The organism is Lacipirellula parvula (genome assembly GCF_009177095.1).
Lineage (GTDB): Bacteria > Planctomycetota > Planctomycetia > Pirellulales > Lacipirellulaceae > Lacipirellula > Lacipirellula parvula.
On the sequence record NZ_AP021861.1, the window covers coordinates 5,131,199 to 5,146,973 of the forward strand.

Annotated in this window: 14 protein-coding genes; 10 read left to right on the top strand and 4 right to left on the bottom strand. The window is 63.7% G+C overall.

Features of this window, described 5'->3' with window-relative positions:
* Positions 1-5: 5 nt before the first annotated feature.
* The 3 genes from PLANPX_RS20100 to rny all read right to left on the bottom strand — a co-directional run bounded on the left by PLANPX_RS20100 (position 6) and on the right by rny (position 3,044).
* Positions 6-434 carry a DUF2752 domain-containing protein gene (locus tag PLANPX_RS20100; protein WP_152100456.1) on the bottom strand — a complete coding sequence of 143 codons (429 nt, stop codon included), beginning with the start codon at positions 432-434 and terminating at the stop codon, positions 6-8.
* A gap of 145 nt (positions 435-579) precedes the next feature.
* Complete coding sequence (locus PLANPX_RS20105; RefSeq protein ID WP_152100457.1) at positions 580-1,398, bottom strand: TIGR00282 family metallophosphoesterase; 819 nt, start codon at positions 1,396-1,398, stop codon at positions 580-582.
* A 41-nt stretch (positions 1,399-1,439) separates the two neighbouring features.
* Positions 1,440-3,044 (bottom strand): ribonuclease Y, encoded by a 1,605-nt coding sequence (gene rny, locus PLANPX_RS20110; RefSeq protein WP_152100458.1) that lies wholly within the window; start codon positions 3,042-3,044, stop codon positions 1,440-1,442.
* An 866-nt stretch (positions 3,045-3,910) separates the two neighbouring features.
* Here rny and PLANPX_RS20115 point away from each other — a divergent pair.
* The 10 genes from PLANPX_RS20115 to hisB all read left to right on the top strand — a co-directional run bounded on the left by PLANPX_RS20115 (position 3,911) and on the right by hisB (position 15,019).
* Complete coding sequence (locus PLANPX_RS20115; protein WP_172992209.1) at positions 3,911-4,591, top strand: transglutaminase-like domain-containing protein; 681 nt, start codon at positions 3,911-3,913, stop codon at positions 4,589-4,591.
* 46 nt (positions 4,592-4,637) lie between these two features.
* Entirely contained in the window at positions 4,638-6,437 is a 1,800-nt protein-coding gene (locus PLANPX_RS20120) for a M12 family metallo-peptidase (RefSeq protein ID WP_152100460.1), read from the top strand.
* Positions 6,438-6,934: 497 nt separating this feature from the next.
* On the top strand, positions 6,935-8,377 hold the full coding sequence (gene gnd, locus PLANPX_RS20125; protein WP_152100461.1) for a decarboxylating NADP(+)-dependent phosphogluconate dehydrogenase: 1,443 nt from the start codon (positions 6,935-6,937) through the stop codon (positions 8,375-8,377).
* Positions 8,378-8,733: 356 nt separating this feature from the next.
* Entirely contained in the window at positions 8,734-10,188 is a 1,455-nt protein-coding gene (gene zwf / locus PLANPX_RS20130) for a glucose-6-phosphate dehydrogenase (RefSeq protein WP_152100462.1), read from the top strand.
* A gap of 209 nt (positions 10,189-10,397) precedes the next feature.
* Positions 10,398-11,288: a phosphatidylserine decarboxylase gene (locus PLANPX_RS20135; RefSeq protein ID WP_198421774.1), complete on the top strand. Its 891-nt coding sequence runs from the start codon at positions 10,398-10,400 to the stop codon at positions 11,286-11,288.
* Positions 11,289-11,336: 48 nt separating this feature from the next.
* Positions 11,337-12,197: a CDP-diacylglycerol--serine O-phosphatidyltransferase gene (pssA, locus tag PLANPX_RS20140; protein ID WP_152100464.1), complete on the top strand. Its 861-nt coding sequence runs from the start codon at positions 11,337-11,339 to the stop codon at positions 12,195-12,197.
* 3 nt (positions 12,198-12,200) lie between these two features.
* Positions 12,201-12,794 (top strand): riboflavin synthase, encoded by a 594-nt coding sequence (locus PLANPX_RS20145; RefSeq protein WP_152100465.1) that lies wholly within the window; start codon positions 12,201-12,203, stop codon positions 12,792-12,794.
* A gap of 61 nt (positions 12,795-12,855) precedes the next feature.
* The gene (gene rsmA, locus PLANPX_RS20150; RefSeq protein WP_152100466.1) at positions 12,856-13,764 is read left to right on the top strand and encodes a 16S rRNA (adenine(1518)-N(6)/adenine(1519)-N(6))-dimethyltransferase RsmA; all 909 of its coding nucleotides are present in this window, start codon (positions 12,856-12,858) and stop codon (positions 13,762-13,764) included.
* Between the two features lie 114 nt (positions 13,765-13,878).
* Positions 13,879-14,106, top strand: a complete 228-nt coding sequence (locus PLANPX_RS20155) for a hypothetical protein (RefSeq protein ID WP_152100467.1) — start codon at positions 13,879-13,881, stop codon at positions 14,104-14,106.
* 319 nt (positions 14,107-14,425) lie between these two features.
* Positions 14,426-15,019: an imidazoleglycerol-phosphate dehydratase HisB gene (gene hisB / locus PLANPX_RS20160; RefSeq protein ID WP_152100468.1), complete on the top strand. Its 594-nt coding sequence runs from the start codon at positions 14,426-14,428 to the stop codon at positions 15,017-15,019.
* Between the two features lie 139 nt (positions 15,020-15,158).
* Here hisB and PLANPX_RS20165 read toward each other — a convergent pair whose 3' ends face one another.
* Positions 15,159-15,770, bottom strand: coding sequence for an inorganic pyrophosphatase (locus PLANPX_RS20165; RefSeq protein ID WP_152100469.1), 612 nt, complete (start codon positions 15,768-15,770; stop codon positions 15,159-15,161).
* Between the last annotated feature and the right edge of the window lie 5 nt (positions 15,771-15,775).

A 15,775-nucleotide genomic window follows, 5' to 3' on the forward strand; every position in this document is an offset into this window, starting at 1 on the left:
CTCGACTAGCCGGCCGCGAGGCGGCGCACCCAGTCGAGTATGGTGATCATCAACCCCGCGCTGCCAATCCCTAGCAGCCAGCGAGGCGACGGTCGTATCACAAACCACGTTCCCATGCCGGCCGAAGCCGCTGCCCACACAGTCGCCAGGACGACGAGGCCGCACAGGAGCGTTCCGCCGGCGTTGGCGTGCAATGCGGCCGGCAGGTCGCCGTGCATTGCGTGAGCCCACGCCGTCGTCATGCCGCAACTCGGGCACTTCCACCCTGTCCAAGCGTAAAAGGCGCAGGGGGCGAGTCCGAGTTGCTCGTGCGTTCCGTAACCGCGGGGATCTGGCGACAATCGCCATGCCGTGAACAACAGCATGGCGCCAACGAGGCTGATTCCCGCGAGTGCGAGTCGCAATCGAAGCGAGAGGAGCCTGCGTTCGTCCACCAAATCACCGCCGCAGGCGGAACGCCCGCTACAAACGACGCGGAGGGTAGCGAAGGGGCCCACGCGCGACAAGGTTAGTTGGGAACAGAGAGGGTTCAGGCGTTAGGGTTCGGGGTTCAGGGAAGAAGGAGCAGCGCGCTCAGTGCTAGCTACGTTTGGCGGCGGCTTCGAGGGCTGGGAGCTCTTCCTCGCGGACGCAGATCCGTTCAATGGCGGTCGCTTTGCCCGTTTCGTCGTCGATCGTAACGATCGAGCCGGACAGCCGCACGTCGCCCGTGGCGACGTCGAACGCCGTCGGGTTGGCCGTCAGTCGCGTTTCCAGCACGCGGTCGATCCGCCGGCCGATGACGCTATCAAACGGCCCCGTCATGCCGACGTCGCATTGGAACGCCGTGCCGCCAGGGAATACCGTTTCGTCTGCGGTGGGCACATGGGTGTGCGTCCCCAACACTGCAGAGACGCGGCCGTCGAGAAACCGCCCCAGCAGTTGAGCTTCGCCAGTCGCTTCCGCATGGAAGTCGACGAAGCGAACCTTTACGTCGGACGGCATTTCCGCCAGCACGCGATCGGCCGCGGTGAACGGGCTGTCGATCGGCTTCATGTAGAGCTGACCGAGCAAGCTGACGACGCCGACGAGCGAGCCGTTGCGAGCCTTCACGGTCGCCCAGCTGCGGCCGACCGCTTCGTCGGGCAAGTTCGCGGGGCGGACGATGTTTTCCTCGCGCTGCAAGATCGGAAAGATCTCGCGGCGGCGGTAGATGTGATCGCCAAGCGTGATCGCATCGACGCCGGCCGCGACGAGTTCTTTGTAGATCTCGGGCGTCAGCCCCGATCCGCCGGCAGCGTTCTCCGCGTTCGCGATCACCAAGTCGAGTTGGCGATCAACGATCAACCCCGGCACGCCGCGCCGCGCAATGTCGCGGCCGGGCCGCCCTACAATGTCGCCAATAAACAGCAGTCGCATGAAAGGCCCACCTGAATGGCGTCGAACAACAGCGGCAGCGTCTAGCGGGCCGTTTCGGTGATGCGGGTTTCGCGAATGAGCGTCACTTTGATTTCGCCGGGATACGTCAATTGCTCTTCGAACGCGCGGGCGATGTCGCGGCAAACCTTCGCCGCCGATTCGTCCGTGGTATCGCGCGAGCTGGCGATCACCCGGACTTCGCGGCCAGCTTGAATCGCAAACGCCTGGTGGACGCCGGCAAAGCTGGTGGCAATCGATTCGAGTTCCTGCATCCGCTTGATGTAACGATCGAGCGTCTCGCGACGCGCGCCTGGCCGTGAGGCGCTGCAAGCGTCGGCCGCGGCGCAGAGTACCGTGTACGGCATGTCGGGGCGGATGTCGTCATGATGGCCGAGCGCGGCATGAACCACTTCCGGGCCTTCGCCAAAACGCTTGAGCAGATCGGCGCCGATCTTCGGGTGGCCGCCTTCCAAATCGTGGTCGGCCGCTTTGCCGATGTCGTGCAGCAAGCCCGCGCGGCGAGCGAGTTCGCCGTCGAGCCCCATCTCCTCCGCCAACATGCCGGTGATGAACGAAACTTCAATCGAGTGCCGCAGCACGTTCTGGCTGTAGCTGGTGCGGTAACGGAGCCGGCCAAGGAGTTCGACGACCTTGGGGTGAATGCCGAAGACCTGAGCTTCCTGCATCGCCTCTTCGCCGTGGCGGCGAATCTCGCCTTCGACTTCCTTTTCCGTTTCGGCGACCAGCTCTTCGATCCGCGAGGGATGGATGCGGCCGTCGGCGATCAGCTTGTTGAGCGCGATACGGGCGATTTCGCGACGCACCGGGTCGAACGCGCTGACGATGACGACGCCGGGCGTGTCGTCGATGATGACGTCGACGCCGGTCGCCTTTTCGAGAGCGCGAATGTTCCGCCCTTCGCGGCCGATGATGCGGCCCTTCATCTCGTCGTTGGGGATGTCGACCGTGCTGGTGGTCGACTCGGCCGTGTGAGCGGCTGCGAACCGCTGCACCGCGGTGATCAGCATTTCCTTTGCTTTGGCTTGGGTCTTTTCCACGGCCTCGCGCTCGTAGCGCAAGATCATGGCGCCCTGCTCTTTCATCAGCTCTTTCTCAAGGCGTCCCAGCAGCCGCGACTCGGCTTCCTCGCGGCTGAGGCCGCTGAGTTGGTGCATCGTCTGCCGTTCGAGATCGAGCAGATCGTCGAGTTCCTTCTGCCGACGGGTGGCGTCTTCCATCTTTTCGGCCAGGCGCCGTTGGTTGCTCTCGACCATCTTCTCCTGCTTGAGGAGCTGATCGTTGCGCGACTGGATGGCGTCTTCGGCCTTGTCGAGCTTGCGTTCGCGGTCGTGGAGCTCGCGACGGACTTCTTCGTTCGCCTTCTCCAGCTTTCCCTTTTCCTGCAGCGCCATCTCGCGGGCTTCGACGGCGGCTTCCTTGCGGCGAGTGGCGGCCTCGATTTCAGCGCGCTCGATGATTTGCGCGGCTTCCTTATCAGCGTCGCGCTTGCGCAGGTAGTCGAGGAACTTGACGACGCCAAATCCCAAAACCACTGAGGCGACGACCGCGATGCCAAGAACCGGTTCCGAAACGGCCGCCAGCGAGGGAAGCGGCAGCGTAACGTCCAGTGCAGTCAGATGAGCCATGCTTCCCGATATCCTTCCGTATGAATCGCACGCTGGAGAACGAGCGCCGGCGGACAGAGAAGCGTCGGCTCGCCGAGCGAGCCAACCGTCGCGATGGTTCGCAACGATTGCGGTCAAGCGATTGCGTCGAAGAACCCAACCGTCGAATGGAGTCGACGGCGGAAACTCCCGCGAGATTAAGCTGTGCCCGGCGAGGGACTAGGGGCGCATTCCGCCCGGCGCAGGCCGAGCAAGCGCCGCGGCCAATTCGGTCCAACGCCCTCGCCCCGGCGACCAAACCCCGCCGTGGCTGCTGCGCAGAACCTCGCCGCATACCCATTGCGCCTTCGCGTCGGACTGGATCGGAACGAGCAGCGATCGCTCGCTCGCGCAACGCAACGACCGTACGGCCCACAGGCCGCCTGTCGCAAGCATCGCGATGATCCACAGAATTCCTAACACGTCGGCGTCACCACCCTCAGGACAACTTAACGAGCGAGCGTCTAAACGAGACTCTTCAACGAACTCTAAACCGCAACGCTTTCCGCGCCGAGCAACTCACTGCCAGCGATGGAGGCGTAAAAATACGCAAAGTGGATCCCCCCAACGCGGCTAACGCCCAAAGAAGCGTCTAGCCAAGCGTTACGACGACCGTTTCGTGCGCCGTGACGCCTGCCGAGGAGAGACCGCTATCGTATCAAAATTGCCGCAGACTTCAACCAGCGGGCGCGGCCGGCCAGCCCCTCCAAACTACGCACAGCGACCACTTTAGGGCGGCCGACCAGCTATGCAGCGTAGCCTGCTCCGCGCGACCGACAAAGTTGCGGATTCGTCCGTGCGAATTCCTTGCCTCGATCGCCAATCGAAGCATCATTGTAGGCATGGACTTGTCTCGCCCCGCTTACTGCCGCACGCTTGCCTATCGCTCTTTCTGCGACGAACTGTCGGAGATCAACTCAGCCGACGGTCTGTTCCGCGCGGCGTGGGCGATTTCGCAGCACGAACATCCCGACGCCGACGTGGCTGAGGGCGAAGCGACGCTCGCGAATATGATCTCGACGATCGAGCGGCGCGTCCGCTCGAACAGCGTCGAAGCGAAACTTGCCCATCTGCATGACGTGCTGTTCGACCTACTTGGCTTCCGCGGCAACGTCGAGGACTACTACGCCCCGTCGAATAGCTATCTGTGCGACGTGTTGAAGACGCGCCGCGGCCTGCCGATCACGCTCACCCTGCTCTATCGGCAGGTGGCGCAGGGGATCGGACTGACTGTCCATGGCGTAAACGCCCCAGGGCATTTCCTCGCCGAAGTCGAAACCGACAGCGGCAGCGGCCAGTCGATGTACGTCGATCCCTTCTTCGGCGGCGGGCTGCTACATGAGGAAGAGGTCTACGAACGGATCCTGCAAGCCACCGGTCGCAAGCTCGATCGAAGCGGCAACCACCTCGCCCGGGCGACGCCGCGGCAGTGGCTTGGGCGGATGCTGAATAACCTGCAAGCCGTCTTCGCCTCGACCGGACGCGAGCGCGACATGTACGCAATGCAGGAAATGCAGGGATTGCTCTAATTTGCCCGCCGTCGCCCTGGCGTCCGCGCCGTGTAAAATGGATTTGATGAGACGCCGCTCTTCGCTACTTTCGTGGATCCTCGCCACCCTCTGGTGCGCGGCGTGCGGGCGCGCTGGGGCCGACGTGGCGGTGATTGCCAACCGCACCGATCGGCCGGTGGAGATTGCGGCCCGCCTCGACGACGCACCCGTCGTGCGGCGGAAGATCGAACCAGGCGCGACGATGCCCTTCTTCGCGTCGTCGGGCGTACATGCCAGCGTCGTCGAAGGAGGCGTCGCGGGGCCTGAACTGCCGCTCGCGCCGAACTCAGCCTACGCCGTCTCGGCGAACCCCTCGGGCGGCATGCGAACGCTGCAACCGATTCGCCTCGGCGAGGCGCAACCCGCCGCTTGGGCCGCAACGCCGACCACGCCGCTCGAGCTGCCTGACTCCGACGTCATCAAAGTGAAAATCGTCGTCGACGACGACGAAGTCCGCCAGCGCCGCGTGTGGGAACCGATCATTCGCGAGCGGATCGACAAGGTCTCCGCGGCGCTCGAAGCCACCTGCGGGATGAAGCTGCGGGTCGTCGCGATTGAAGAATGGGATTCAGACGACTCGCAACGCGACTTCTTTACGACGCTCGGCGAGTTCGAACGCGAGGTGCTGCCAGCGCCGGCCGACGTCGCGATCGCATTCAGCAGCCAGTACGACATCGCCAGCGGTCGGGTCCACCTCGGGGGGACGCGGCAGCCGCTGCACACGCACATTTTGCTGAAAGAGCGCTCGCGCAATGTGCTCGAGCCGGAGCGGACGGAACTCCTCGCGCACGAACTGGGGCATTACCTCGGCGCCACTCATAGCCCTGAACCGAAAAGCGTCATGCGGCCGGTGATTGGCCAAGGCGTCCAGCGGGTGGCTGGCGCCCGGCTGAAGTACGATGCGCCTAACACGCTCCTGATGTCGATGCTTGCCGAGGAGTTGCGGCAGAAGAACATCGCCGACGTGACGGGACTCTCGGCGGAGACGCGCCGCCGGATGCAGGAAATCTATGCCGCGGTGAACCCGGCGCTGCCAAACGATCCCGCTTCCGCGCAGTATGTGCAGATCATGGGCGTCGCCGGGGCGCGACCGATGATCGAGGACACGGCAAAGATCTTGCAGCAGATTGTCCGCGTCGCCGAACTCAAGAAGAAACTCGTCGAGCAAGCCAAAGATCAGCCGCCTCCAAGCGGTGACGAGTTGCTGCAACTTTACGTCCGGCAAGCGGCGCTCGCAGCGAAGCAAGTGCGCAAGGAAAACGCCGCGCGGGCGTTCATCTTGGCGCTCGGCATCGCGTTCGATTCGACCGACGCGCTGCGGAAGCTGCCGCTGGCGAGTGCGGCCATCGAAGCGATTGAGCCAGAGGAACGCCGTGCAGCACGCCAAGCGGCCTTCGCGGGGATGCCGCCGCTAACAATCCACGGCCGTGCAGACCTGGTGAAGCACTTCGTCGTGTCGGCCCATTTGGTCGCGCTATTGGGAAGCCAACCGGCGCGCGGCGCAGGAGTGGTGAAAGAACTGCTCGATTCCAACGGCGGCTCGGGGTTCAGCTTTGCCGACATGGCGGCCAATCGCGCCGGCATCGCGTTCGCGATCGCGTTGCTCACGGATCGCCTCTCGCTCGACGACGTCGCTCGGACGTTCAGCACCGCCGCCGTCGTGCCGCCGATCGACGGGTTGCGGGAAGGGCTGCAGGCGAAGGAGTTCACCGAAGACTTCGGCGGCGTCGGCGATCAGCGGCTCGAAGCCGAATTAGGGCGAATCGAGGCGAGCGTCATGTCGCTCCCCATCTATCAGCAGCAACCGGCTGAGCCGCCCAAATAGCCGGGCGGACTTCGCAGTTCAAAGATTAACCGCCAAGGACGCCAAGAGCGCCAAGGAATGCGGGGAGATTGGAACCGCCGATGGACGCAGATGAACGCAAATGATTTAGCTGCGAACTTCTTATTGCTTTGCTGTATATCAGCGTTCATCTGCGTTTATCGGCGGTTCCTGCATTCCTTCCTTGGCGCTCTTGGCGTCCTTGGCGGTTCAATGCATTGGCTTGGAAGTCCAACTCGCCCAAATAGCCGGTCAATTGTGATTGCCCGCCGGCAACGATAAACTCTATCCGGCTTGCCGGGAGGGCTTAGGCCTCCCGCTTCCCCTGCACGGGCGATTCGACTTCGGCCTTCTCCGCATAGCGGCAAGGCGCCTAGTCCGGCCGTCGCCGCACACCACTACAGCGAATGGATACGCCTGCTCGGTCGGCCGGACTATAAGAGACCGCTCGACCGCCAGCGCCCACCATACAACACTCTCCTGCTCAAGGAATGACGCGTATGTCGAAGCAATGTGACATCGGGCTCATCGGTTTGGCCGTCATGGGCGAGAACCTCGCCCTGAACATCGAAAGCCGCGGCTACTCGGTGGCCGTCTTCAATCGGACGACCGAGAAGGTCGACGACTTCATCAACGGGCGGGCTAAGGGGAAGAACTTCGTCGGCTGCCATTCGTTGGAAGAGTTGGTCGGCGCGCTGAAGTCGCCCCGCAAAATTCTGATGATGGTGAAGGCGGGCAAGCCGGTCGACGAACTGATTGACTCGCTGCTACCGCTGATGTCGAAGGGGGACATCCTGATCGACGGCGGCAACAGCTTCTTCGAAGATACCGAACGCCGCACGAAGTACGTCGAAGAGAAAGGTCTGCTTTACTCTGGCACCGGCGTCTCCGGCGGCGAAGAGGGCGCCCTGCTCGGCCCCAGCATGATGCCGGGCGGCAGCGAGCCGGCGTGGCCGCACTTGAAGCCAATCTTCCAAGCGATCGCCGCCAAGGTCGGACCGAAGAACGACATCCCCTGCTGCGAATGGGTCGGCCCGCGCGGCGCCGGGCACTACGTGAAAATGGTGCACAACGGCATCGAGTACGGCGACATGCAGCTCATCTGCGAAGCCTACTTCCTGATGAAGGAAGCGCTCGGCCTCACCAACGACGAGCTGTACGACGTCTTCAACACCTGGAACAAGGGCGAGCTCGATAGCTACCTGATCGAGATCACTCGCGACATCTTCAGCGTGAAGGACGACCAAGGCGACGGCTTCCTGGTCGACAAGGTGCTCGATCGCGCCGGCGCCAAGGGCACAGGCAAGTGGATGAGCCAGCACGCCCTCGACCTTGGCGTGCCGAGCACGCTGGTCACCGAGGCGGTGTTCGCTCGCAGCCTGTCCGACGTGAAGGACGCCCGCGTTCGTGCGAGCAAGAAGCTGAAAGGCCCGTCGCAAAAGTACACCGGCGACAAGAAGGCGTTCATCGAGCAGATTCGCCACGCCCTGTACGCCTCGAAGATTTGCAGCTACGCCCAGGGCTTCGTGCAGCTGCAAGCCGCGGCGAAGGAACTTGGCTGGCCGTTGAACCTGGGCAACTGCGCGTTGCTGTGGCGCGGCGGCTGCATCATTCGGGCCGTGTTCCTCGACCGCATCAAGGAAGCGTTCGACGCCGATCCGAACCTTGAGAACCTGCTGCTGGCGCCCTACTTCACCGAAGCGGTCGACAAGGCGCAGGACGCCTGGCGGCACGTGATCGCGTCCGCAGCGCTGCTCGGACTGCCCACGCCGGCGTTCTCGACGGCGCTCGCCTACTACGACGGCTACCGCCGGGCGAACTTGCCGGCAAACCTGCTGCAGTCGCAACGCGATTACTTTGGGGCCCACACGTTCCAGCGGACGGACAAAGAGGGCGTGTTCCACGCCGATTGGCTGCGGTTGCGCAAGGAACCTCAGGCTTAGTGCAAGCGAGATTGAAACTTCGGGTATCAGCCCCGAAGGGGCGGCATGATGTAGCCAGGGGCGTAAGCCCCTGGTCACAAACGCCTTCATGCCCCCAAGCCCCGCGAGGGGCGGCACTGTATTCGGAGCGATGCCGCCCCTCCCGGGGCTCACAAAACTGATACGCCCAGCAACCAGGGGCTTGCGCCCCTGGCTACATGACTCGGCCCCTCCGGGGCCAATACAGACGACAACTCGACAGCACCAAGCGATGCGTGCCAATCAGACCGAAAGCGCATCGCCTTCAACCCGAGTTTAGCCACGCCCTAAGGAGCCCCCTTGGGACGTGTCATACGGCATACGGAAGGATCGACACGATGCAGGCCACTTTCGTCATCTTCGGCGCCTCGGGCGACCTCACGAGCCGCAAGCTCATTCCGGCGCTCTACAAGCTCCACTGCAAGAAGCGACTGAAGGATGGCCTGCGGGTGATCGGCTTCTCGCGCTCGCCCTTCACCCACGAAGAGTGGCGCAAGGAACTCACCGCGACCACGAAGAAATACGCCGGCGAGGAGTTCAACGACGCGACTTGGGAGGAGTTCTCGGCGAACATCTTCTACCACGCCGGCGACATCGGCGTGCCGGGCGATTTCGATTCACTCGGTAAGTTCCTTGGCGAGCTTGAGAAGGGCGCCGCAGCAACACGGGTTTACTACCTCGCGACGGCCCCGCAGTTCTATGGTCCCGCAGTCGAACAGCTTGGCCGCAGCGGCCTCGCCGACGAATCAAACGGCCCGCGCCGCGTCGTGATCGAAAAGCCGTTCGGCGTCGACCTGCAAAGCGCCAAAGAGCTGAACAAGATCGTCCACTCGGTCTTCAGCGAGCACCAAGTCTACCGCATCGACCATTACCTCGGCAAAGAGACGGTGCAAAACCTGCTCGTGCTGCGGTTCGCGAACACGATCTTCGAGCCGGTTTGGAATCGCAACTACATCGACCATGTACAGATCACCGTGGCCGAGGAAGTGGTCGTCGGCAAGCGGGCCGGCTACTACGACACGGCCGGCGTGATGCGCGACATGTTCCAGAATCATCTGCTGCAGCTACTGATGATCACGGCGATGGAAGCGCCGTTTAAGTACGAAGCCGACGCCGTTCGCAACGAGAAGGTGAAGGTGCTGCACGCCCTGCGATCGCTCTCGCCCGAGGCGGTGGCCACCGACACGATTCGCGGACAGTACCAAGGCTACGCCGATTCGCCCGAAGTCGCTAATGGCAGCAAGACGGCGACGTTCGCCGCGCTGAAGCTATCGATCGACAACTGGCGCTGGCAGGGAGTGCCGTTCTACCTCCGCAGCGGCAAGGCGATGTCGTGCCGCACGACGCAGATCGTCATCCAATTCCGCGAACCGCCGCAACGGCTCTTCAGCAACGGCGCCAGCGGGCTGTGCGGTTCGAACCGCCTCATCATCCAGGTGCAGCCGTCGGAGGGGATTCAACTCCACTTCCAGACGAAGGTCCCCGACGCCGGGATGAAGCTGCGGCAGACTGATCTCGACTTCAATTACCTCCGCGAATTCCGCCGGCCGATGCCCGAGGCCTACGAGCGGCTGCTGCTCGACGCCCTTGAGGGGGACGCCAGCCTGTTTGCCCGAGCCGACGAGGTCGAAGCCGCCTGGAAGGTTTGCGACCCCATTTTGAAGGCCTGGGCCGAGCAAGACGCCCCACCGCTGCTGACCTATGAGCCCGGCAATTGGGGCCCCGTGGAGTGCAACGAGTGGCTGGAGGCCCAGGGTCGGCAGTGGTTCGACACCTGCCCGGTACTGGCGTAAACTGGTGGATTCGATTTCGTGTGCGAGCCGCTGCTTGTGGGAGGCGTCTCCGACGCCGATTTGGTTCACCACTACAAGCCGCTGTGGCCAGGCGACGCCGTATCGGGGTCAGAGACCCCTCCCACAAATTCACATAGGCCCGCGCCTCCGGAGCCCCCGCCATCGACGCCGATCCCGCCATCCCGCCGCTTCCCGAGAACATCCGCAGCGTGCAGCCCGGCGGCGGCGTTTGCTACAGCATCGAACTCGCCTGGGGGCATGTCCGCCGCTGGTTCCTCAAGACCTTCCGCAGCGAGTACGTCGCCAAGATGGCGGAACTCCGCCGCGGCAGTCTCGCCGGGGCGCCGCACGAAGTGCTCGACCCGCGCGACCTGAAGTTCTGCTCGAACCAGTGCACCGCTCACTGGGCCCCCGAGGATGACCCGTTCCGCTGGCGCGGCAACTTGCCGTTCGCCCGTTGGGGACTGGCGGAACTGCAGCTGATGGGTTGGCCGCTATTCGTCGCGGTGCTGATGATCAGTTCGCTGCACTCGCCGTGGAAGTGGACCGCCGTCGTGCCGCTGGCGATCCTCGCGGAAATCCTCTACTTCTTCCGCGATCCGTGGCGGCATGTGCCGACCGACGCCGACGCCGTCATTTCGCCCGCCGACGGCGTCATCGCCGAAGTCACCGAGCTCGACCACTACGATTTCCTCGATGGCCCTGCCGTGCGGATCGGCATCTTTCTGTCGATCTTCAACGTCCACATCAATCGGGCGCCGCGGGCCGCAAGCGTCGTCGCGATGGACTACAAGCCGGGCGAGTTCCTCAACGCGATGAACCCCGAGAGCGCGATCCGCAACGAGTTCATGTGGATCGGCTTCGCAGACGCCGACCGCCCTGGCCTGAAGTACGCTGTGCGGCAGATTTCGGGCCTGTTCGCCCGCCGCATCGTCTGCGCCCTGCGGCCCGGGCAGGCCGTCCAGCGGGGCGAAGACTTTGGTATGATCAAGCTGGGCTCGCGGACCGAACTCATCCTCCCCCGCGACGCCGTGACGGTGAACGTCGTCGTGGGCCAGAAGGTGCTGGCCGGCGCTACCATTCTCGCCCGACTGAAGTAAACCGCCGCTTGCCGGCACGCTCCGCGGCGAACTCGCCCGGTGATTTTTATGCGACGTATTCGAGCCATCTCCGCTTTCCCCACGCTGTTCACGCTGGGGAATCTTGTGTGCGGATTCTTCGCGATCGTCGCCGCTTCGCGGATTGCGAAGCCGGGCGATACGTTCGTCCCTGTGCCGTCGCCCAAGCTCGATTCGGCCCGCGAGCTGTTCCTCAGCCCCGATCCGACGCACAACGTCATGCTGTGCGGCACGCTGATCTTCATCGCGATGCTGTGCGACATGTTCGACGGCCAAGTCGCCCGCCTGGCGAAGGTCACCAGCGACTTCGGCGCCCAGCTCGACAGCCTCTGCGACGTCGTGTCGTTCGGCGTCGCGCCCGGCATCTTGCTCGTGAAAATGTGCCCGCAGTTCACGCAAATCCACCCGATGGGCATCTGGACGATCGCCGCGTTCTACGCCTGTTGCACGGCGATGCGACTCGCTCGGTTCAACGTCGAAACCGACGACGAAGACGACCACTCGTCCTTCGAGGGACTCCCCTCCCCTGCCGCCGCGGCGGTGATCGCGAGCTTTGCGATCTTCTCCTACAAGGTGCGGAACGAAACGAACTTTGCCAACTTCGAAGGGTTCGATTGGTGGCTCCAGCGGTTCATGCCGCTGGTGGCGCTGGCGATTGCGATGCTGATGGTGTCGCGGATTCGCTACCCGCATCTCGTCACGCATATGATCCGCGGGCAGAAGAGCTTCCCGCAGCTCGTGGCGATGGTCTTCGTGATCATGGCGGTGCTGACGGTGGGCGAGTACGCGATTCCCATGCTCTGCGTGCTGTACGCGTTGACGCCGCCGGCGATCCACGGCTGGCGCTGGAGTTGGCGCCGCCGCCACTTGCTCCATCGGAAGGCGGGCTGAGCGATGTTCACCGGCCTTGTGCAAAGCCTCGCCACGGTGCGTGCCATCGAGCCTGACGGCCCCGGCGTGCGGCTGACGATTCGCGACGAAGCGATTGCCCAGCGGGCGAAGATCGGCGACAGCATCGCCATCAACGGCTGCTGCCTGACGGTCGTCGAACTCGCCGGCGCCGACATGGCGTTCGAAGCAGGCGCCGAAACGCTCAGCCGCACCAATCTCGGCAAGCTGCAGCCTGGCGCTGCGGTGAACCTGGAATCCTCGCTGCGAGTGGGGGACGAACTCGGCGGCCACTTGGTGGCGGGGCACGTCGACGCGGTCGGCCAGCTCGCCCGCCGCGAGGACGACTCGCAATGGTCGACGATGTGGTTCAGCGTCCCCGGCGAGCTGACCCGGCAAATGGCGTCGAAGGGTTCGGTCGCCATCGACGGCGTCAGCCTGACGCTCGTCGACGTGACGCGGGACGAATTCAGCGTCGCCCTCATTCCGCACACGCTGAGCGTCACGACGCTCGGCCGCCTGAAGCCAGGCGATGAAGTTAATCTCGAAACCGATCTGCTGGCGAAGTACGTCGAACGACAACTCGCGTGGAAGTCGTAACGACGCCCGCGCTGCCAGCCACACGTCTAACGAAAGAATTGGGCCTGTTCGCCCGCGACTGATGAGCCGTCAAACCAAGTCATTTTTGATTTCCCGCTTCCGCGAAATGGGGATTCGCCCCGCCACGCGGCATGGTCAGAACTTTCTGATCGATCTTAACCTGCACCGACTGATCGTCGATTCGGCCGAACTCGATGCCCGCGACGTGGTGCTGGAAGTCGGCACTGGCACCGGCGCCATCACGCAGATGATCTCGGATCGCGCCGGGGCCGTCGTTACCGTGGAAATCGACGGGCACATGTTCGAACTCGCCAGCGAAATGTTGATCGACCGCGAGAACGTGACGATGCTCAACGTCGACGCGCTCCGCAACAAGAACAACTTTAATCCGGCGGTGATCGAAGCGGTCGGCGCGCAACTTGCGTCCATTCCGGGCAGCCGGTTCAAGCTGGTCGCGAATCTGCCGTACAACATCGCCACGCCAATTCTCAGCAACCTGCTGTCGTGGGAGTTCACGCCCCACTCGATGGTCGCCACGATCCAAAAGGAGCTGGGCGAGCGGATGGCGGCTCAACCGTGGTCGAAGGATTACAGCGCGCTGAGCGCCTGGTTCCAGTGCCAGGCGACCGTTGAGATCGTCCGCATCATGCCGCCGAGCGTCTTCTGGCCAGAGCCAAAGGTCGATTCGGCGATCGTGAAGACCGTGATCGATCCCGAACGTCGCGCTGCTGTGCCGGACCTTCGCTACTTTCATCAGTTCACCAAGGCGATCTTCCTCCATCGCCGCAAGTTCCTGCGGGCGAACATCGTCGCAGCGATGAAGGGGGTGTTCAATAAGGCGCAGGTCGACCAAGTGATGGCGGAGATGGAGTTCGCCGAGGATGTGCGGACCGAGCAACTCGACGTGCCGACGCTGCTGAAGCTGACGGAGCTGGTCCGCAAGCGGGCGCCTGACTGGACGATGAACTAGGGAAAGCGGTTGCAGAATCCGACGGGGTTGCGGGGAACTACCCGCGGCCGCAGCCGGTAAGTAAAATCGGGGCTTACCCGTTCAGACTGTCCCAAGCCGCGAGGAGCCCCCGCGATGAGTTTCATTGAAATGACCGGCGCCACGCTCCGCCGCGCTCTGCACGAAGACGAACTGCAGGGGGACGAGTTCCAGCGGGCCCATGTCTCGGACGAGACGATCGTCCGCGTGAATCACGAAGGGGACGTCGAGGTTCGCCGCCCGCGTGGTTGGGAAGTCGTCGGCGGGTTGCTAGGCGGGTTTGAAGACCGCATTCGAGAAGAGACGGGGCTCGACTGGGCCTAGTTTCTTCGGGTGCTCATTTTCGAGCATGAAAGCCACCGGCTCCGCCGGTGGACGAAGTGCTAATTCGCCCGATTGCGCTTTCCGCCCAACCAGCTAATTTGCCCGACTTTTGCTCCGTCCACCGGCGGAGCCGGTGGCTTTTATTGGGCCCCATTCCCAGGCTTTTCTACCGGTTGTAGCAGCCCCGCAGCCTGCTCCGGCCCCTGCCGGCGGATCGGCTGGTTCCGGCTGGGCGAACCGTTCGTGCGCCGCTCCGCTCCATGGTAGAGTCGTGAGGACGCTACAAACCCCGCCTCCGCACTAGCCCGCCGAAGAGCCGATGAGCCGCACCGCCCGTATCGAACGCCAGACCGCCGAAACCGAGATCATCGTCGAAGTGAACCTCGACGGCTCCGGAGTGGCCAACGTGCAAACGGGGGTCGGTTTCCTCGATCACATGCTCGAACTGCTGGCCAAGCACGGGGCATTCGACATCAACGTCGCCGCCCGCGGCGATCTGCACGTCGATCAGCACCACACGGTCGAAGACACCGGCATCTGCCTCGGCCAGGCGTTCCGCCAGGCGCTCGGCGATAAGAAGGGCATCCGCCGCTACGGGCACTTCACGCTGCCGATGGAAGAGACGCTGGTAACCGTCGCCGTCGACCTCAGCGGCCGGTACGCCCTGGCGTTCAACGCCCCGCTGCCGTCGCCGAAGATCGGGGCGTTCGACAGCGAGCTGCTCGAAGACTTCTGGCAGTCGTTCGCCGCCAACACGCTCTGCAACCTGCATGTGCTCCTGCACTACGGGCGGAACAGTCACCACATTGCCGAGGCGGTGTTCAAGGGCACTGCCCGGGCGCTGCGGATGGCGGTTGAAGCCGATCCGCGGATGACGGGCGTGCCGAGCACGAAGGGCTCGCTGGACGGCTGAGCCGTTTTCGTCGGCTCGCCGCGTTCCCTAGCCCCGGGCTCCGCCCGGGGGTCGGCGTGCAGTGAAGGCGACTCTCCATCGGCGTGGTGCGCCACCCCCGGGCGGAGCCCGGGGCTAGATCATCGCAACCAATCGCCGCTTACTCGCCGAAGTGGTCGAGGTAATCGGCCATCGCCGCCTTCACCACTTCCTCGGCATGCTCGCGACCATAAGCGTCGGCGATGTGGACCTTCGCGTCATCAGGCGTCAGCATCTTGTAGGTGCTGAAGTAGTGCCGCAGCCGGTCGACCATCACCTTCGGCAACTGGGTGACGTCGGTGACGTCTTGCCACATGTTGTCATTCTCAAGGACGGCGATGATTTTGTCGTCGGCCTCGTCGTTGTCGCACATCGGCAAGCCGCCGACGATGCGGGCCTTCAAGATGATTTCCGACATCGTGATCGGCCGCTCGCTGATCACGCAAATGTCGAGCGGATCGTGATCGCCGGCCTTCGCCTCGGGCATCAGTGCGGCGACGCGCGAGCCGCAGAACGTCCGCGGCACGAAGCCGTACAGCGTCGGGCAGAATGACGACGTCCGATTCGGGCGATCAACCCGCAAGTATCCCGTCTGCTTATCGAGCTCGTACTTGATACGATCGAACGGGGTGAGCTCGATGTACGCATGCACGACCGTTGGCACCGCTGGGCCGACGTCGAGGCCGTGCCAAGGGTGGGGACGCCAGCGGTAAAACGGCGAGGGGAACTTCATGGTTG